The organism is Phaeobacter sp. (assembly GCF_022825805.1).
Taxonomy (GTDB): domain Bacteria; phylum Pseudomonadota; class Alphaproteobacteria; order Rhodobacterales; family Rhodobacteraceae; genus Phaeobacter.
The window spans coordinates 1-18,674 of sequence record NZ_JAJDWC010000119.1; the positions used below are offsets into that span (position 1 = coordinate 1).

Annotated in this window: 13 protein-coding genes, 1 tRNA gene and 2 pseudogenes; 2 read left to right on the forward strand and 14 right to left on the reverse strand. The window is 61.1% G+C overall.

Translation table 11 applies throughout. From position 1 onward, the window contains the following. A pseudogene (locus tag Q0C28_RS13445) lies at positions 1 to 139 on the forward strand (IS5/IS1182 family transposase); the annotation flags it as partial. Between the two features lie 374 nt (positions 140 to 513). Here the strand turns inward: Q0C28_RS13445 and xylB are convergent. Genes xylB through Q0C28_RS13460 form a run of 3 tightly spaced genes read right to left on the reverse strand, consistent with a single transcriptional unit; the run spans position 514 to position 4,399 of the window. Beyond that, the gene (gene xylB / locus Q0C28_RS13450; protein ID WP_293576611.1) at positions 514 to 1,959 is read right to left on the reverse strand and encodes a xylulokinase; all 1,446 of its coding nucleotides are present in this window, start codon (positions 1,957 to 1,959) and stop codon (positions 514 to 516) included. A 41-nt stretch (positions 1,960 to 2,000) separates the two neighbouring features. Continuing rightward, a complete protein-coding gene (xylA, locus tag Q0C28_RS13455; protein ID WP_293576706.1) occupies positions 2,001 to 3,308 on the reverse strand; it encodes a xylose isomerase in 1,308 nt (435 codons plus the stop codon). Beyond that, positions 3,308 to 4,399: a LacI family DNA-binding transcriptional regulator gene (locus Q0C28_RS13460; RefSeq protein WP_293576612.1), complete on the reverse strand. Its 1,092-nt coding sequence runs from the start codon at positions 4,397 to 4,399 to the stop codon at positions 3,308 to 3,310. The genes xylA and Q0C28_RS13460 overlap by 1 nt, the downstream gene beginning before the upstream one ends. Before the next feature lie 606 nt (positions 4,400 to 5,005). On the opposite strand from Q0C28_RS13460, the gene Q0C28_RS13465 reads away from it, so the two are divergent. Beyond that, positions 5,006 to 5,512 carry a hypothetical protein gene (locus tag Q0C28_RS13465; protein ID WP_293576613.1) on the forward strand — a complete coding sequence of 169 codons (507 nt, stop codon included), beginning with the start codon at positions 5,006 to 5,008 and terminating at the stop codon, positions 5,510 to 5,512. Positions 5,513 to 5,641: 129 nt separating this feature from the next. On the opposite strand, the gene Q0C28_RS13470 is transcribed toward Q0C28_RS13465, so the two are convergent. The 11 genes and pseudogenes from Q0C28_RS13470 to Q0C28_RS13520 form a co-directional block, all read right to left on the reverse strand. Continuing rightward, positions 5,642 to 5,731 (reverse strand) — tRNA-Ser (locus Q0C28_RS13470). An 81-nt stretch (positions 5,732 to 5,812) separates the two neighbouring features. After that, a complete protein-coding gene (locus Q0C28_RS13475) occupies positions 5,813 to 6,535 on the reverse strand; it encodes an alanyl-tRNA editing protein (protein WP_293576707.1) in 723 nt (240 codons plus the stop codon). After that, the gene (locus Q0C28_RS13480; protein ID WP_293576708.1) at positions 6,528 to 9,035 is read right to left on the reverse strand and encodes a DUF3772 domain-containing protein; all 2,508 of its coding nucleotides are present in this window, start codon (positions 9,033 to 9,035) and stop codon (positions 6,528 to 6,530) included. Before Q0C28_RS13480 ends, Q0C28_RS13475 begins: the two co-directional genes overlap by 8 nt. A 311-nt stretch (positions 9,036 to 9,346) precedes the next feature. Further along, positions 9,347 to 10,381 carry a cysteine synthase A gene (locus tag Q0C28_RS13485; protein ID WP_293576615.1) on the reverse strand — a complete coding sequence of 345 codons (1,035 nt, stop codon included), beginning with the start codon at positions 10,379 to 10,381 and terminating at the stop codon, positions 9,347 to 9,349. Between the two features lie 82 nt (positions 10,382 to 10,463). Beyond that, complete coding sequence (locus Q0C28_RS13490) at positions 10,464 to 11,588, reverse strand: NUDIX domain-containing protein (protein ID WP_293576616.1); 1,125 nt, start codon at positions 11,586 to 11,588, stop codon at positions 10,464 to 10,466. Positions 11,589 to 11,614: 26 nt separating this feature from the next. Then, complete coding sequence (locus tag Q0C28_RS13495; protein WP_293576617.1) at positions 11,615 to 12,055, reverse strand: TrgA family protein; 441 nt, start codon at positions 12,053 to 12,055, stop codon at positions 11,615 to 11,617. A 139-nt stretch (positions 12,056 to 12,194) separates the two neighbouring features. Further along, positions 12,195 to 13,400: a cyclopropane-fatty-acyl-phospholipid synthase family protein gene (locus Q0C28_RS13500; protein ID WP_293576618.1), complete on the reverse strand. Its 1,206-nt coding sequence runs from the start codon at positions 13,398 to 13,400 to the stop codon at positions 12,195 to 12,197. 223 nt (positions 13,401 to 13,623) lie between these two features. Then, a complete protein-coding gene (locus Q0C28_RS13505) occupies positions 13,624 to 15,078 on the reverse strand; it encodes a deoxyribodipyrimidine photo-lyase (protein ID WP_293576621.1) in 1,455 nt (484 codons plus the stop codon). A 42-nt stretch (positions 15,079 to 15,120) separates the two neighbouring features. After that, positions 15,121 to 16,345: pseudogene (locus Q0C28_RS13510) on the reverse strand (aminotransferase class V-fold PLP-dependent enzyme). 227 nt (positions 16,346 to 16,572) lie between these two features. Continuing rightward, on the reverse strand, positions 16,573 to 17,565 hold the full coding sequence (gene acuI, locus Q0C28_RS13515; protein WP_293576623.1) for an acryloyl-CoA reductase: 993 nt from the start codon (positions 17,563 to 17,565) through the stop codon (positions 16,573 to 16,575). Positions 17,566 to 17,577: 12 nt separating this feature from the next. Next, positions 17,578 to 18,666 carry a dimethylsulfoniopropionate demethylase gene (locus Q0C28_RS13520; protein ID WP_293576625.1) on the reverse strand — a complete coding sequence of 363 codons (1,089 nt, stop codon included), beginning with the start codon at positions 18,664 to 18,666 and terminating at the stop codon, positions 17,578 to 17,580. Positions 18,667 to 18,674 lie beyond the last annotated feature (8 nt).

Below are 18,674 nucleotides of genomic sequence, written 5' to 3' on the forward strand. Positions count from 1 at the left end.
CGAGCGGTTCTTTGGCAGGCTGAAAGCCTCGTTCCGTCGCATCGCAACCCGATACGAAAAGACGTCACGCAATTTCCTGTCGATGATCAAACTGGCATCCGTCAGACTGTGGATCGAGTTTTATGAGTCGGCTGCCTAGCCAACCGCCTGTCCCGCTGGCAAAATCCAGGCAAAGATAGGGACAAACACCGAGACAATGACAGGCGCACACCTCGAGGCAATTCACGCGCCAAACACAGATCGATCACAGGTCATAAACGGGCCAAAAACGGGCCAACGACCCTGGCAAAACCTACAGCACCAGAGTGCGTCGAACCCGGCCACAAACCGTGGCACCACCTGTGGCCAAATCATGCCGATGGGGTCAATGCGCCGCCCTCTCTGTTCCAAGGGCGTCAACAATAGCGAAGATTTGATACAACTTTTTTCAATTCGCCCGGCATGGCGCAACCGACCGTCCCTGCAAACACTCGCGATCGCGCCGAATCGATGCGACTCACCCGGTTTGGGATCTCAGCTCTGCTGCAGTTCGGCGGCGACTTGGGCGCGAAACTGTTGGTAGGCGTTTTCATAGGCCGCCACCTGCGCGGGATCAGGCAGCACGGTCTGGCCAATTTCAGGACCCGTCAGGACCGCATCAACCGGCTCCCCCGTATGCGCCAAACGCGCCAACCGGGCAGCCCCGGCGGCGGCGCCGAATTCACCATGCAGTGGCAGCTGAAGCGGTTGGTTGAGGACCGTTGCCAGCAGCTGCACCCAATAGGGCGACGCACTGCCACCGCCGATGGCCAGACAGTGATCAATCGTGGCGCCCGTGGCGCGCAGCGCCTGCAGACAGTCGCGCAGACCAAAGCTGACCCCCGTCATCACCGCTGCTGTCAGATCCTGCAGATCACTGGCTGTGGCAAGCCCGGAAAATCCGCCCCGCAACTGGGCAGAGTTATGCGGTGTCCGCTCACCCGACAGATAGGGCAGAAACCGCACCTCAGAGGGCGGGCGCAGCCCATCGGAGAAAGGCGCGGTCATTGCCGCCGGGCTCTGCCCGCTGATCCGGCTGAGCCAGTTCATACAATCCGTGGCCGACAGCATCACACCCATCTGATACCAGCGCTGCGGCAGGGCATGACAAAAGGTATGAACAGCCGTTTCCGGGTCGGGATGAAACCCGTCACGCGCCGCCAGCACCACACCCGAGGTGCCAAGCGACACAAACCCCTGCCCCGGCGCCATCACCCCGGTGCCACAGGCCGCCGCCGCATTGTCACCCGCACCCGCCGCCACAACCACCTGCGGCTGCAGCCCCCAACGCTGTGCAAGATCGGGGCGCAGAGTGCCAACGGCCTCGCGGCCTTCGGCCAGATCGGGCATCTGATCGCGCCGCATGTGTCCCGCCTCCAGCAGGCGGTCCGACCAGGCCCGCGCGCCCACGTCCAGCCAAGAGGTGCCGGCACTGTCCGACAGATCAGCCACATGGCGCCCGGTCAGATGCAGATTGAGAAAGCCCGCAGGCAGCAGCACTTTGGCGACCTGATCAAAAATCTTTGGCTCATGGCGCTGCACCCAGCGCAGTTTGGGGGCTGTGAAGCCGGGAAAAACGATATTGCCGCTCAGCTCTCGCACGGCTGGCATGGCATCCAGTTCTGCCGCCTCACTGGCAGAGCGGGTGTCATTCCACAGGATACAGGGGCGCAACACCTGATCCGCCGCGTCAAGCAACACAGCCCCATGCATATGGCCCGCAACAGCGATACCGCGGATATCGGCAAAGCCCGGGCTGTCGCGCAGCTGCGCCATCGCCTGGTCCAGCGCGACGATCCAATCGGCCGGGTCCTGCTCGGACCAGCCGGGATGGGGGTGCTGCGCAGAATACTGCGCCTCTGCCACCGCAACGGGCGCGCCGACGGGCGAGGTCAGCAGCGCCCGCAGCCCCGATGTGCCAAGATCAATGCCTAGATACATGTCTGTCCCCTCTCCCGATTGTGACGCTCTGGTCTGTCGCTTCAGACGAAGCGGTTGACCAGCGCCTCCAGTTGTTCCTGCGCGCCAGACACCGGCTGTGGATCAAGCGCCTTTGCCTCCGCCTGATCAGCGATGGCGTCCAGCGTTGCGCCCTCGGCCAGATAGCCCTGCGCCTCGGCGCTGTTCCAACCGGCGTAACGGTCACGGCGGCGCGCCTCCAGCCGGTCACTGTCCAGCAGGGCGGCAGCGGCACGCAGACCGCGGGCGCAGACATCCATGGCCCCCACATGGGCTACAATCAAATCCTCGGGATCCAGTGACTGGCGGCGCAGCTTGGCGTCAAAATTGGTACCGCCCGAGCCAAAGCCCCCACCGCGCAGGATTTCATAATAGGCCAGCGCCACCTCTGGGACATTGTTTGGGAATTGATCTGTGTCCCAGCCGGATTGATAGTCGTTGCGGTTCATATCGATGGACCCGAAGATCCCCAGCGCATTGGCCATGGCGATTTCATGTTCGAAACTGTGACCTGCCAGAATGGCATGGCCCTGTTCGATATTGACCTTCACCTCATCCTCGAGGCCGAACCGTTTGAGGAAGCCATAGACCGTGGCGACGTCATAGTCATATTGATGTTTGGTCGGCTCCTGCGGTTTGGGTTCGATCAGGATCGCGCCTTGAAAGCCGATCTTGTGTTTGTAGTCAACAACCATAGACAGGAAACGCCCCATCTGCTCCAGCTCGCGGGACAGATCGGTGTTGAGCAGCGTTTCATAGCCCTCGCGCCCGCCCCAGAGCACATAGTTTTCACCGCCCAGACGATGGGTCAGATCCATGCAGGCCCGCACGGTGGAGGCGCAATAGGCAAACACATCTGGGTCAGGGTTGGTGCTGGCGCCAGCCATGTAGCGGCGGCTGGAGAACATGTTCGCCGTGCCCCACAAGAGCTTGGGCCCGCCATCTGCCATCTTCTGTTCCAGCAGATCGCCGATGTCGTTCAGACGGGCGTGGCTTTCGGCGAGGCTTGCGCCTTCGGGGCGGATGTCATGGTCGTGAAAACAGTAATATGGCACGCCGAGGATGCGGAACATGTCAAAGGCGGCGTTTGCTTTGGCGCGGGCCAGATCCATTGTGTCGGCGGGAAACCACGGGCGATCAAAGGTCTGCCCACCAAAGGGATCGTTCCCCTCCCACACGAAGTTGTGCCAGTAGCAGACAGCAAACCGCAGGTGATCCTCCATCCGTTTGCCCAGGACGATTTCATTGGGGTTGTAGTGACGAAACGCCAACCCCTCGCTGTCGGGGTCATAGGAAATCGGTGCGATGTGGTCGAAATAGCCAGCCATGATCAGGTGTCTCCATCAGGCCCATCCGCGGGGAGCGGGGGCAGGTTGTGTTTGAAATGAACCGCCGGGGTGATCACGCCGGAGGCCGGGTCAAAAGGTTGGGCGTCGCTGAGCCGCGTCAGGGCGCGCAGCGCCTGATCCAATTCACGGCCGGGATTTTGGTCTATCACTGCATCGATGAGCCCGCTTTGCAGAGCCCCGCGGGAGGGCGCGCACAGCTCGTGGCTGATCACCACCATCCGGGGGGGTGATGCATTGTCTGATCCTTGGGCGGGCGTTGCAGCGCGGTGGTGCTGATCAAGCGCCGCGATCAGCCCCGGCACCCCGGCGCCCAGGTTGTAGATGCCGGTGATCCCAGGATGGCGCTGCAACGCGGTGGCGAGCATCTGCTGCAAACGGTCTGCGTCATCCGCGGTTTCCAGTGGCTCCAAGATCTCCAGCGTAGGGCCTGCGACCTCGTGCAGCCCGGCGCATCGGTCCGCGTGATCGCGGGCCTGAGCGCTGCCCATGACCGGCAGGATCAACCCACCCGCGCGACCCCGATGGGCCAAGAGCATCAAATCCCCAGCGGTGCGCCCGGCGGTGCGATTGTCGATCCCGACATAGGCCGACCGTGCGGCTGCGCCCGTATCTGCCACCAAGGTGATCACGGGGACAGCCGCTGCACGGGCGCGCATCAGAGCGGCAGTGACATCCGGGTGATCCAGCGCCACCACGCAAAGCCCATCGACCCCGTCTACAACGCAGGTGTCGATGGCCTGGGCCAAAGCCGGCGCATCAAAGGCGGGCAGCAGCCGCAGCGTGATGTCCTGGCGCAGCTGTCGGTGCTGCGGCACCCGAGCGGCCAATTGTGCGGCCAAAGCAGCAAAGAACCCACCGCGCGCCTCTGGCAGCAAAAAATCAAAACGATAGCGCCGCTTGCGCGACAGATTGGCGGCGGTGATGTCGCGGTGATAGCCAAGCTGCGCGATCGCGGCCTGCACCCGATCTGACGACTTCTTGGCCACGCCACCGCGGTTGTTCAGCACGCGGTCTGCGGTGGCATAGCTCACCCCTGCCGCGGCGGCGACATCATGGAGCGTGGGTTTGCGCATCGGCTGGACCTCCTGTTGTGGCCGTCTTTTTCTGATCGCCCTTTTGTCATCATCAATGGTTGTCATCACCGATGGTGGCGGGCCCCTTTTTTCGCAGAGCAGCAGCACCGGTTTGCGCCAGCCCCAACGCGCTTGCGCCTATTGCGGGACCGTGGGCTTACGAATGCGACATACGGATCAGCACGCGTATGACACCCTGCCCCGACAGGCATAGCCCGTTTTTTGATAGACGTCTATCATTTTGATGTGTACGTCATACGCCTGCCCGTTTCGCTGCCCGTCCCGCTGGCTGTCTCGCTGCCTGTCTCACTGTGCTGGACCAACGATGCTGGTTACGCTGCTGACGACGCTGCTAACCACGCCACCCGGTGCCAAATCAGCGTCGGAACAACCGTAAAAAATCCCCTGAATCGGTACCCCAAGTCCGGATCCGACTGCCAAGAGCAGCGCTAGAGTATTGATTTGTCACGGTTCTATTTGGGCCAAAATTTTGGTTCCATTTTCCACCGTAAAACAATGCAACCTGTGATTGCTTAAATCGGCCACCAAACTACTTCGCGACTGTAAGCTTGCGTTTACATTGATTTCTTAAATTGGAGAGCCCAGATGGCAGATACCGACATCACACTTCGCATCGTTGGCAATTACTACGTCCAGTCCGGCATTCCCTTCGCCGAAGGAATGACCGTTGAACAGGTGATGCAATACGCATCAATGAATCCCAGTTCCAATTCCGGGTCTGCGAGTCGCTTTTTCTATGAAACCGGTCAGCTGACCGTCGGCGCTGATCACGGCAAACCCAGCATCACAGCCATCGGCGTCAAATACGACCATCCGGTGACCAGCGTGACCTCCGGCATCACGCGCGAGGCTGGGGAATATTACATCAAAGAAGATCTGACGCCTGATCCGTATTTCACCGTGTTCCAGTATTACGTCTTCACGGCGGATCCGCAGAAAGGGGGCACCTTTGTGCCACAGGAAACCCGCATCGAGACCTTCAACGAGGCCGTGGTCCCGGCGGGTGGCTATGTTGTGTGGCGTCTGGTCAAGATCCTCGGCAAGCCGAACCCCTTCCCGACCACCAAAGGCTACAAGATGATGACATCCTGAGCCAACTGGCTGGGGCACTCTGTGCCCTGGCCTTTTCGTGACCTTGTGTTTCGCCGTGCGCAGAAACGATGAACGACACAAACGCACATAGGCTGCTGGCCAACTGATAAAACCAAAACTTGGGGGTTATGGCGGAGAGACAGGGATTCGAACCCTGGAGACGGTTTCCCGCCTACACACTTTCCAGGCGTGCGCCTTCGACCACTCGGCCACCTCTCCGTTGGGCGGACTTTTGACGGATCACGGGGGGGAATGCAAGAGCGAAAACTGGAAAAAATTCACTTTCCTGCAAAGAAGTTGTCAGCCCGCGAGATGGACATAGACGCGGCGGTTCTGTTTGCCCTTTTTCTCAACCTTTCCAAGGCGGATAGCACCAATTTCGCCGGTCTTGCGCACATGCGTGCCACCGCAGGGCTGCAGGTCGATCTGCGCCGTCTCATCGCCGATACGCACCAGCCGAACCTTGCCGCTGCCACGGGGTGGCGACACGGACATGGTTTTCACCAAATCGGGTTGAGCATCCAGCTCAGCATCGGTGATCCAGCGGTCCGTCACCTCCAGATCCTGAGCGATCAGATCATTCAACGCCTGCTCCAGTGCGGCTTTGTCTTCGGGCGCTTCGGGCATGTTGAAATCAAGACGGCCTTTTTCAGCGCCAATCGCCCCGCCGGAGACGGGCAGCGGCAGAACCACGGACAATAGATGCAAAGCCGTGTGGATCCGCATATGGCCAAAACGGCGATCCCAGTCGAGCGTTTGAACCACCTCGGTGCCGACGGGCGGCAGCGGTTGGTCGGGCTCTGCCAGAAGGACAATCGCACCTGCCTCGCCCTTCACGGTGTTGATGATGGTCAGCGGTGGCTGGCCTTCTGCTGTCAGCTGCCCGGTGTCACCGGGTTGGCCGCCGCCGGTTGCGTAGAAGATCGACCGGTCCAGAACCACACCGCCCTCTTGGGTATGAGCGATGACTGTGGCGGTCGCCTCGCTCAGATATGCGTCTTGCAAAAACAGCTGCTCAGTCATCGCCGTCATCTCCTGCATCTTTGTTGCTGGCGTCGTCTGTGTCGTCCGAACTCAGATCCTGCAGATCCGGTTTCAGATCCGGTTTCGAGGGGCGCGCCTTTTTGCCGGTCTGTTTGCCGGCCTCTTTGGTCGTCTCTTTGGTGTCGCCAGAGGTGTCCCCCGAAGCCCCTTGGGAAGTGGGGGTGACATCCTTGGAGGTTTTGGCGTCTGCGCCACTGGTTGCTGGCACCAGGCTCTCTGCGTTGCGGATCCAAATGTCTCGCTGCGCAAAGGGGATTTCAAAGCCCTCTTCTTCAAATCGGCGCGCGATCTCGTAGTTCATGTCCGATTTCACCGACAGCACCCAGTTCACATCGCGCAGGATGGCCCGGATTTCAAAATCCAGACTGTCTGCGCCAAACCCCTGGAACACCACAGAGGGCGGCGGGTTCATCAACACCATCGGATGGGCGCGCGCGATCTCGGTCAGCACGGCCTCTACCCGGCGGGGATCGGTGCCATAGGCAACGCCCACCGGCACGATCACCCGCCCGACGGTGTTGCCGCGGGTGTAGTTGGTGACGGTTCCGGTGATCAGATCGGAGTTCGGCACAATCACATCGGTGCGGTCGAAGGTTTCGATCCGGGTGGAGCGGACCGAGATGTCGCGCACGTAGCCCATCAGGCCGCCCACCTCGATCCAGTCGCCTTTGGATACGGGCCGTTCCACCAGCAAAATGATACCCGAGACGAAGTTGGACACGATGGTCTGCAGGCCAAAGCCGATCCCTACTGACAGCGCCCCGGCCACAATGGCCAGTGACGACAGGTCCAGACCAGCCATGGAGATGGCCACCAGCGCGGCCAGGAATATACCGACATAGCCCGTGCCGGAAACGATCGCGTTTTGACCACCCAGATCAATGCGCGTCTTCGGCAACAGCGTGCTGCGCAGACTGCCCTGGATCATGCGGGTGATGGTGTAGCCAATCGCAAAAACAGCCGCAAAGGTCAGGAAGGCTGTGGGCGAAATCTGGGTGTCACCGATCTGGAAACCCTGCAGGAAATTCGCCCAAAGCTCTGTCAGGTTCGCAACGCGCGCGCCCCAGATCAGCGCAAAGACCGGCAAGGACACCAGCGCCAGCGTAAAGCCGATGAGGGCCGCAAACAGCGTGTCTTCGACGGCAGGGCCGCGGCCAGAAATCAGACCGTAGAGATCCTCAAAGAAGCGTTGCAGCACAATCAGGGCCGCCAGGAATGCCAGCGAGGTCATGGCCGGGAAAATCACCGCCTCGGCCGCGTTGATATAGCCAAAGGCAGCCAGCACGGGTCCGGCAAAGCCAAACAGGTAAATCACGCGACGCAGGATCACGAACAGCTTGCCGGTGCCAACAGCGATGGCGCCATCTGGTGCGGTTACTGCGGCTTCTGCGGCCTCAGCCTCCGCGCGGCTGCGGCGCTGTTTGCTGCCGATGCGGTGCAGCCGCAGCAGGATCAGAGCGGCGCCAGCGATCAGCGCAAAACTGTAGACGGCGACGCTGGTCTCCGGAATCGGCTGCAGCAGTTCCAGCGTGGTCAGCACATCCTGCACCGCCAGAACCACCGCCATCATCAACAGCAGGAACCGCGTTTCCGCCTGATAGCCCTGTGCCATCGGCAACAGGTCAGTTTCGATATCGCTGCGCGCAAGCCGCTCTCCAAGCCAGAGGAACGACAGGATGAGGAACGCCCAGTAAGGCGACGATTCCAGGATGAGACTGCCGCGCACGCCGACAACGCCTGCGAGATCAATCGCAGCCGCGATGCCGATCACACCAAGCAGCGGCAAAGCCACCTGCAAGAGCGAAACCACGAAAGTCCACACACCCGAGCCGCGGGCCGCCACACCACCAAGGAAGGTGCCCGCGGCGCGCGCCCATGGGCGGCCAAACACGATCAACAGCACGCCCAGCGTCACCAGCACCAGAATGCCAACCATATCGCCACGAATGCGCTGTTCGGTGGCGTCGTTGCGCAACAGCGACAGGGTTTCATTGCCAATCGACTGCAACACGACCGCCATGTCGCGCAGCGCGTCGGGCCAGTATTCGGGATTGAGCGGCGATGGTCCCCGGTCCAGCAATTTGGTGGTCAGCCGGTCGCGGACGATTTCATCAACCTCGTTGATCAACCCGTCAGCGCGGCTGAAGGCCTGATCGGCAAGAATGCGCGGCACCTGCAATTCGTTCAACTGCAGTTCCAGAGCCTGGCGCAGCACCGCAATATCGGCGGGTTCGCTGCCCGCATCATCCGGCGGCGTGCCGAGGGCTGCAATCTGCCCCTGAAGGGTTTTGATCCGGGCGCCATTTTCCCGGCTCTTGCTTTGGAAGGTCTGGCGGAACTCGGCCAGATCGAGACGCAGTTGATCAAGCGCGATGGTTGAGGCGCGCCGCGCGTCGATGACCTCCTCCGCGCGGGTCGCGGTTCTGAGCCACCGTACGTAGTAGGCCCGCTCTTCATCGCTGACGCCAAGCTGCGCCATGATCGTGGCGGCATTTGCTTGCAGGCTCTCTCCGGTTGGGGTTGCTGTGACCGCCTCGCCGGTTGGTGCGCTGCTTTGCGCCTCAGTCATGCCCGCAGCGGATCCAGCCGTGGTGCTGGTTGCGGCCTCTTGCGCATGGAGGGGCGTGACAAGCCCGCCCCCTATTGCACCAGCCAGCCCAACGCCAACCGCCAGACCAAATGCCAGCTTCATGGTGCGAGCAACAGCACGGCCACGCCCCAAGCCAACCCCGTGCCAAATGCGCGAGGTCAACCCGGTCAGGGCGCGGTGCGCCCGCGACACTGCCGCGATCATACGTCTTCGAACACGCCTGGAATTGAAGCAGGCGTGTGGGTCATCCAATCCGGCACCGGCAGGTTCTTTTCCCGCAGGAAGTCGGGATTGAACAGCTTGGACTGGTAGCGGGTGCCATAGTCACACAAGATGGTGACGATGGTTTTGCCCGGCCCCAGTTCCTTAGCGAGGCGCACCGCCCCGGCGATATTGATCGCGGAGGAGCCGCCCAGCACGAGGCCCTCATCATGCAGAAGATCAAAGACATAGGGCAGCGCGTCCGCATCATTGATCTGATAGCAGTGATCCGGTTTGAACCCTTCCAGGTTCTTGGTGATGCGCACCTGGCCGATACCTTCGGCGATAGAGCCGCCTTCGGTCGCGATCTCTCCGGTGGTGTAATAGGAATAGAGCGCCGCCCCCATCGGATCGGCAAGACCGATCTTCACACCCTTGGGCTGCAGCGCATCCGCAACGCCTGCCAATGTGCCGCCAGAGCCGACTGCGCAGATGAAACCATCCACTTTGCCGCCCGTCTGTTCCCAGATCTCGGGGCCCGTGGTTTCGACATGGGCCTTGCGGTTGGCCACGTTGTCAAACTGGTTGGCCCAGATCGCACCATTCGGCTCGGTCTTGGCCAGTTCCTTGGCCAGACGTTCCGAGTAGCGCACGAAGTTGTTCGGGTTGCGGTAGGGTGCGGCAGGAACCTGCACCAATTGTGCGCCCGCCAACCGAAGCATGTCTTTTTTCTCTTCGGATTGGGTTTCCGGGATCACGATCACGGTCTTGAACCCCATGGAGGCCCCAACCAGCGCCAGGCCAATCCCGGTATTGCCAGCGGTGCCTTCGACGATGGTGCCGCCGGGTTTCAGTTCCCCACGCGCAATCGCATCCTTGATGATGTAGAGCGCGGCCCGGTCCTTAACGGATTGGCCTGGGTTCATGAATTCGGCCTTGCCGAGGATTTCGCATCCGGTTTCCTCGCTCACGCGGTTCAGGCGGATCAGAGGCGTTTGGCCAATCGCATCGGCCAGATCATGTGCAATACGCATGGTATCCCTTTCGATCAGTCCCCAGAGGTGTAGCCAAGGGACGCATGTTTCACAAGCCATCTCCGTGGCTTGCTGTTTTCGGTTAGGTGTGGGCGGCGCGCAGCCGGTCGCGGTGGCGCGCCAGCCAGAGGGCTGCGGTCACCAGGGGCAGATCCTGATAGATCTGAGCATCGACCCCGGCCATCAGATCATCAAAGCCGATGATCTGGCTGCGAATATCCTCTGCCTCGCTGGCAAGACCACCACCGCCTGCAGGTTGGTCGAGATCACAGATGCCGACGAAGACGTGCAAAAATTCACCGGACGCGCCGCTGGAGGGATAGGTCTGGCCCACAGGTTCCAGGGTTTGCAACCGCAGCCCCGCCTCCTCCATCGCCTCGCGGTGGGCGGCCTGCTGGGGTGTTTCGCCCGGATCGATGAGACCGGCAATCGGCTCCCACATCCAGGGGGTGGTGCATCCGGCGATGAAGGTCGCGGCGCGAAACTGTTCGATCAAGAGGACCTGATCGCGGCGCGGATCATAGGGCAAGACCACGGCGGCTTGCCCCACCAGTGCAGCCCCACGGTTCACCACCTCGCTGAGCGTGCCGTCGTAACGGCGGAACTGCAGATCCATTTCTTCCATCGCGAAGAAATTCACATAGGCCCGTTTGTGGTTGTGCACCACCACATCGCGGGAGAGATCCCGATCCGCGTTGCCCGGTCTGTCCTGAGCTGCAAGCCAGGCGGCGGCCCGAATGCGGATCGCGCGAAAGCGCTCTGCAACCTCGGCAGCGGTAAGGCGGCCACGATAGGACATCACCTCCTCGGCGGCGCGGACTGATAAGGCCCCCCATTTTGTTTGCCAGGCCGGAAAATCCCAGACCTCTCCTGTTGGCCACAGTCCGGGTTCGGGGAAATAGACATCCGCAGGCGCCTGTTCACCATCGTCAAGCGTGACGGTCATCCGCCGCAGCGTGTAGTCAAACCCGCCTTCATAGAAGTTCAACGCAGCCATATCGTCATCGCTGAGCCCACGCAGCAGCAGCCCCGGCGCGCTGTGGTCGGCGCGCGGCTCAATCGCGGGGAACGGCTGGTCCACCACCGCAAAGGCTCCGTGACCCGGCAATGCCGCCGCCTGCACATCCAGATCCGCACCCGAGCGGCCAAGGATCAACTCAAGAAGCGGCACATGCCGCAGCGTGCCGTAAACAAAAAGATCGACCAATGTGCAGTCCCGTCTAGCAGATTTCGCTATCGCCAGCGTCGCGCGGCGTTTTCCGCCAATAATGCGGTCAACACGCCGCCGATTGCCAGCGCCAGCAATACATGTGGCACCGCCATCACGAAAAAGAAATCCAATGCGATGACAAAAATGGCCGAAAGCGCCTCAAAAGGACCATCGTATCGGTTCCGCATGGCAAGGCGGAACATTTCCCAAGCGCCCTGAAAAAACAGGCCCCAAAGGACCAAAAGCGCGGCGCCAGTCAGACCATTGTTGACCGCATTGACAAGACCGAGCCCGGTTTGACGCCCGACCCAGAGCCAGCCAATCGACGCTCCAAGCCCGGCGTTCAGTGGCACGAAATAGCCAAAGGCAGTGCCATCGGGCAACAACGGCATGATCAGATAGGAAACCCCTGTCGCCACAAGAGCCATGGCGATGGCGGCAATCAATCTGGCAGCAGTCGGCATATGGGCCCCTTTCTCATGGTGCGATCTTCTGGCGCGATTTTGTGGCACGATCCTGTCGCTCGCCTTTGTGGTCCGGTCGACAGTGCTACAGTGCGGATGGTCGCACAGGATCACAGCAATGCGGCGCGGTTATGGCAGATCAGCGGTGCGCCACTGTCACCTGTGTCACATCGCAGCTGCCCGAGCGGAAGGCGGCAGCGCAGGACGTGAGGTAATAGTTCCACATCTTTCTGAACCGGTCGTCAAAGCCAAGCGCTTGCACCTCATCCCAACGGTCATTGAAACTGGTATGCCACATGCGCAGGGTCTGGTCGTAGCTGTCCCCAAATTCAATCGACGACACCTGTCTGAGCCCTGCCCGTTCAATTTCCTCGCCCAGCACTTTGGGCGCGGGCAACATACCACCGGGGAAGATGTGTTTCTGGATGAAATCGACGCTGCGCTGATACACCTCCCAGCGGTGATCGCCGACAGTGATGATCTGCAATGTGGCGCGCGCACCTGGGCGCAGCCGGTCGCGGATCATGTCGAAATACACAGGCCAGTATTTCTGGCCGACAGCTTCGAACATCTCGATTGATGCGATCCCATCGAACTGCCCTTTGCAGTCGCGATAATCCTGCAACCGCAGCTCGACCTGATCGGAAAGGCCTGCTTTTTCAATTCTTTGTCGCGCAAACTTCAACTGCTCTTCGCTGATGGTCAGACCCGTGACCTTCAGCCCGCGCTGCGAGGCCGCGTATTCGGCAAACCCGCCCCAGCCGCAGCCGACCTCCAGCACATGATCACCGGGCTTTACCCCCATCTGGTCCACCATGGAGGAATATTTTGCGGTTTGGGCCGCCTCCAGACTTTGTTCGGACCCGGAAAACAAAGCGCTGGAATAGGTCATCGTCTCATCCAGCCACAGCCCGTAGAAGTCGTTCCCCAGATCATAGTGATAAGAGATATTGGCCTTCGCCTGGGCGCGGTGATTGCGTTGCAGCCAGAAGCGGAACTGTTCATACGCCCGGATCAAGCCGCGGCCGGGGAAGTCATCGTAAACCGGTTCATAGCCCAGATGGACCAGATCCATGAACGCCATCAGATCCGAGGTGCTCCACCAGCCGTCAAGATAGGCGTTGGAAAAACCCAGGTCGCCTTCGCGGATCAAACGGGCAAAACAATCCGGATTGTGGATTTTCAGATCGGCAATCGGGCCAGGCGCCGCCCCATTGACGCGAAACACCCGGCCATCCGGCAGGTGGATGTCCAATTGGCCAACCTCGAGCGCCTGAATCTGGTTGAAGATCTTCGCGAAGTACCGCGGCAGACCGGTTTGACCTTCTGTGCTTGTCAGCAGCATAGCTTCCTCCCCCCGTCCCCTCCCCCAGGGACCAGTTGCAAAAAGGTTAGGCCATTTCAGATGTTTCTGACAAGAGACCTGTCGATACACCCGACTTAAGTGGCGGATGAACGTGCGACATGGCACTGCGAAACGCAGCCACCTGACAGGGCTGCGCTGCATTGCAGCCGTGATGACTGGCAGGCTTGGGGACTGGCAGAGTTGGGAACCAGCACGGTTGAGGTTATGCCGCGCCTTTGTCCCGCGCGCTATAGGCCTCCAGCGCCCGTTCCCGCCCTGCTTTGAGATCCAGAACCGGACGTGGCCGCGCCATATCCGGTGACAGATCCCAACTGCGCGGCATGGCCTCATAGAACTGCAGCGCCTTTGATGGTGGATTGCGCTGGCCCTCGGCGATCCACATCGCCTGATAGACCCCTTTGGGGTCGAATTTGTCCAACTGCCCATCGGGATTGAACACCCGGAAAAACGGCGAGGCATCTGGCCCGGACCCGGCAACCCATTGCCAGCCCATGGCGTTGGAGGCGGGATCCCAATCGACCAGGCACTCTTCGAACCATTTCTGACCAATGCGCCAATCGGTGAGCATATGTTTGGTCAGCAGGCTCGCCACGATCATCCGGGCGCGATTGTGCATCTTGCCGGTCACATACATTTCCCGCATGGCCGCATCGACAAAGCGAAAACCAGTGCGCCCCTGTTTCCAGGCCAAAAGCGGTTCTGTCGCGCCGTCGGACCAGGAAAAGCTCTCCCATTCGGGGCGCCAACTGGTGGTCAGGATATGCGGTGTGTGGAACATCAGGTGGTAGGCAAATTCGCGCCAGACGATTTCTTTCAGAAAGGTCTCTGCCCCGGCGGCGGCACTGCCCTCCATGGCTGCAACCCCCATATGCCAGATACGGCGCGGGCTGATTTCACCCCAAGCGAGGTTTTCAGAGAGGCCCGAGGTGGCATCAACAGCGGGCAGATCGCGCGCCGTTGCGTAATGCGCAACCCGGCTGTCGATGAAATCGCGCAATCGCGCCTCTGCGGCCTCTTCGCCGACGCGGCAGTGCTGCGCCACGATGGCGGCACCACGGTTCATCCGCGCGGCCAGGTTCCAGTCCGACAGCTGCGCGCTGCTGGGCCAGGTGGCGGGGGCCGGAATATGCGTCGGCGCGGGGATCAGTTCTGCGACGTCACGCGTGCGAACCGCTTTCCAGAACGGTGAGTAGACGCGATACATGCCGCCGGTTTTGGTCGCGACGGTCCAGGGTTCAAACAGCAGATGACCTGCATGGGATTGCGCGTGCAGGCCGCGCGCTTTCAACGCCTCTTTGATGGCCGTGTCCCGCTCGATGCTTTTGGGGTCATAAGCGCGCGACCAATGCACGGCGCCAGCCCCGGTCTGCGCGATCACATCATCCAGCTCGGCTGCGGCCTCGCCTCGGCGCAAGATCAGATCCGAGCCCATCGCGCGCAACCGCCCCTGCAGGTGCTCCAGCCCCAAGCCCAGACGGAACCGGGGCGCTGCCCCAAGGGCTTCGTCTTCCTGATCGAAGATGAACACCGGGATGACGGGTGCGCCTGTTGCCTGTGCTGCCTTCAGCGCAGCATCAAGCGCGGGGTTATCTGCCAAGCGCAAATCGCGCCGTATCCACCAGAGTACGGGTGCATCAGCAGGCATAGCGTGGGTCATGGATGATCGGAGCCCTTGGATCAGATAGTTAGGTCAGGTGATTTACACGACCTGATCTAGGGCCTCGATCAGGCGTGTCACCTCATTTTTGGTGGTGTAATGCGTGAAACTCAGCCGGAGGACACCGTTGTGCGGCGCCACTCCCATCGCGCTGAGTGCGCGACCTGCGTAAAAGTCACCACCACCGGCCATGATGCCATGGGGTGCCAGATCTGCCGCCACCTCACGGCCCGGTCGATCAAGGGCAACCGCAACGGTTGGCGCGCGCCGGGTTGCATCTGACGGACCAATCAAACGCATGTCGTTGCGGTCGCTGACAGCATCCAGAAGCGGTTGCAGCAGCTCGATTTCATGGGCGCGCATCAGATCATGCACGAACGCGCCCTGATCGGCCTGCCCGCCGGACGGTCCACCGTGATGCTGCGCCAGCGCATCGATGTAATCCGCCATGCCTGCGCTGGCGGCAATCTGGGCGTGATCCGGCCCGGCTGGGGTGAAGCGTTTTGTAAAGCACATCACCGTTGAACACATGGCCCTGATTGGGCAGCAGTGCGCCCAGAGCCGATCGGATCACCATGACCCCCTGATGCGGGCCATAGGTTTTATAGGCCGAAAACAGATAGATATCCGGCCCCAGCTCGCCCACATTTGGCAGGCCATGCGGTGCATAAGACACGCCATCGACACAGACAAAGGCCCCAGCCGCGTGAGCCAGTGCAGTGATTTCGGTGACCGGGTTCAACTCTGCCACCACGTTGGAGCAATGCGGAAAACAGACGAGCCGCACATTTTCGTCGAGCAGATTTTCCAGCGTCTCCGTCTCCAGATGCCCGGTTTGCGGATCCACGGTCCATTCGCGAATTTCGATGCCATCCTCAGCGAGCCGCCGCCATGGGCCGGTGTTGGCCTCGTGATCCTGATTGGTCACGATGATCGCTTCGCCGGGCTTCATGAATTTGCGAAAAGCTTGGGCGAGGACATAGGTGTTTTGCGTCGTCGACGGACCAAAGCTGACCTCCTCGCTCGCCACCCCCATCAAAGCCGCCAGACGATCCCGCGCCTCATCCATTTCAGCCCCTGCCAGGCGCGAGGCCTCATAGGGTGCATAGGGCTGCACCTTGCGCTCGACATAATAGCGGGTCAGCCGGTCGATCACCTGCTGGCAGGTGTAAGACCCGCCCGCGTTTTCAAAGAAGGCCTGCCCCTGCAGACTGTCTGCTTGGAAAGCCGGGAATTGGCTGCGGACAAAATCGATATCGAGGGCCATGGTCACTCCGTTCATTTTGCTCCTGAAATCAGTGCCGTGCCCAACCGGATTGGTCAAGCACGCAGCCGCGGCAGCTTGGCCCGGCAGGACGGTGGCGGCGGAGTTGTGGCACCTTTTGGCGCATGCAGGTTGCTGGGCTGAATGCCACAACGTCTGACACGAAAAAAGCGCACCAAAATGGCGCGCTTTTCCCTGCTTTGCCCGACGGGCAGAGACGATGGGTTTGATCAGGCGTTCACGTCCACGACCACACGGCCCTGCACCTGACCCTTCAGGATGTCTTTGCCCAGTTGCGGCAGATCCGACAGGTTTGCCGGTTGCACCATGGCCTCCAGCTTGTCCATCGGCAGATCCTTGGCGATCCGCTGCCAGGCGCGCAGCCGGTTGTCATAGGGCTGCATCACGCTGTCGATGCCCAGCAGGTTAACGCCGCGCAGAAGGAACGGGATCACAGTTGCAGGCAGCCCTGCGCCCCCGGCCAGGCCAACGGCAGAAACCGACGCGCCATATTTCATCTGGCCGAGCACCCGCGCCAGCATGTCACCGCCTACGGCATCGACACAGCCAGACCAGGTCTCGCTCTCGAGCGGACGTTTCACGGTTTCATTGATGTCACCGCGCGCCACTATCTGGGTTGCGCCCAGACCGGTCAGATAATCTGCAGTTTCTGGGCGCCCGGTCACTGCCGCAACCTCATGGCCGAGATTTGCCAGAATGGCGGTGGCCACAGAGCCCACACCGCCGGCCGCACCAGTCACCAGCACCGGGCCGCTGCCGGGTGTCAGCCCGTGATCTTCCAACGCCATCACCGCCAGCATAGCTGTGAAACCTGCGGTGCCGACGGCCATGGCCTGACGGGTGTCGATGCCATCGGGCAAAGGCACCAGCCAATCGGCCTTTACCCGCGCCTTTTGCGCGTAGCCACCCCAATGGGCTTCGCCGACGCGCCAGCCGGTCAGCACAACTTTGTCGCCTGCCTTGTAACGATCATCCGAAGACGCCTCGACGGTGCCCGCAAAATCGATACCCGGCACATGCGGGTACTTGCGCACCAGACCGCCGCCGGGACCAATGCAGAGCCCGTCCTTGTAGTTGACGGTGGAGAAATCGACCGCGACGGTCACTTCGCCCTCGGGCAGTTGATCGACGCTCAGCTGCTCCACCGCGGCGGAGGTCTTGCCGCTTTCTTCGTCCTTGTTCACGACCAGTGCGTTGAACATCCCATCTCTCCCTTATTTCCAGAATTTCGCATGTACCGTCGCCGCCCGCAGGCCGTCCGGTGTGTCCACCTCCAGCTTGGTGCCCGCATCCCAATGGGAACGCGCGACCATGGCGATGGAGACGTTTGTTTTAAAGTCGGGCGACCATGTTGCGGTGGTCACCTGCCCGACCGTTTTGCCATCAGCCAACAACGGCCAGGGCGCGGTGATCGGGGGGATCTCTCCGGCGATTTCAACCGGGCGGATCTGCTGTATGGGATCGCGGCGCGCGGCCAGACCCGCCTTACCGATGTAGTCGCGCGGGGAATTGACGAATTTGCCCAGACCACATTCGTAGGGCGTGTTGTCGCGGGTCATGTCATTGCCGTAGCTGAGCAAACCACCCTCCACACGCTCCATCGTGGATGGGCAGCCGGCGCGCACCTCCAGATCTTCGCCAGCGCGCATCAGCGCATCCCAGAGCGGCATGCCATAATCGCTGCCCTCGACGTAGATTTCGAACCCGCCTTGCCTGGAGTACCCAGAGCGCGCCACCACAAAACTGGTGTCTTCAAAGGCCAGTCGTTTGTAGCGGAAAAACCGGATGTCGCGGACCTCTTCGCCAAAGACGCGGGCCATCAACGCATCCGATTTCGGTCCCTGCACCCCCAAGGGGCTGACGTCCGGCTCCCAGACGCGCACATCCAGCGCCAGCGTATCTGCCACGCCCAGAACATACTGGATGTAGTCGCTGTCTGCGACCGAGATCCAATAGTGATCATCCGCCAGCTTGACCAAGACGGGATCGTTCAGCATCCCGCCATCCCGGTCGATGGCCGGCATGTAGTAGCACTGATCCACTGCCATCTTGTCGAGATCACGGGGGCTGATCATATCCAGCAACCGCCGCGCGTCCGGCCCCTGGACGGCAATCTGCCGTTCACAGGAGACATCCCAGACCTGCACATGGGCCTTCAGGTGGTGGTAGTCTTCCTCCTGGCTGGCAAAGACCGACGGCAGGATCATCCGGTTGTAAACCGTACAAACCGACATGCCTGCGGCCTCGACCCCGGCGGAAAACGGCGTGCGCCGCACCCGGCGCGACGGGAAAATGGTCGCCATTTAGTGCC

Excerpts from the sequence above, each read along its gene's own strand:
- xylB (WP_293576611.1), bottom strand. The coding sequence starts at position 1,959 with ATGTATCTAGGCATTGATCTTGGCACATCGGGGCTGCGGGCGCTGCTG.
- Q0C28_RS13475 (WP_293576707.1), bottom strand. The coding sequence starts at position 6,535 with ATGACTGAGCAGCTGTTTTTGCAAGACGCATATCTGAGCGAGGCGACC.
- Q0C28_RS13500 (WP_293576618.1), bottom strand. The coding sequence starts at position 13,400 with ATGCTGCTGACAAGCACAGAAGGTCAAACCGGTCTGCCGCGGTACTTC.
- Q0C28_RS13485 (WP_293576615.1), bottom strand. The coding sequence starts at position 10,381 with ATGCGTATTGCACATGATCTGGCCGATGCGATTGGCCAAACGCCTCTG.
- Q0C28_RS13520 (WP_293576625.1), bottom strand. The coding sequence starts at position 18,666 with ATGGCGACCATTTTCCCGTCGCGCCGGGTGCGGCGCACGCCGTTTTCC.
- Q0C28_RS13480 (WP_293576708.1), bottom strand. The coding sequence starts at position 9,035 with ATGGCGCAGCTTGGCGTCAGCGATGAAGAGCGGGCCTACTACGTACGG.
- acuI (WP_293576623.1), bottom strand. The coding sequence starts at position 17,565 with ATGTTCAACGCACTGGTCGTGAACAAGGACGAAGAAAGCGGCAAGACC.
- Q0C28_RS13465 (WP_293576613.1), top strand. The coding sequence starts at position 5,006 with ATGGCAGATACCGACATCACACTTCGCATCGTTGGCAATTACTACGTC.
- Q0C28_RS13495 (WP_293576617.1), bottom strand. The coding sequence starts at position 12,055 with ATGCCGACTGCTGCCAGATTGATTGCCGCCATCGCCATGGCTCTTGTG.
- Q0C28_RS13505 (WP_293576621.1), bottom strand. The coding sequence starts at position 15,078 with ATGACCCACGCTATGCCTGCTGATGCACCCGTACTCTGGTGGATACGG.
- Q0C28_RS13460 (WP_293576612.1), bottom strand. The coding sequence starts at position 4,399 with ATGCGCAAACCCACGCTCCATGATGTCGCCGCCGCGGCAGGGGTGAGC.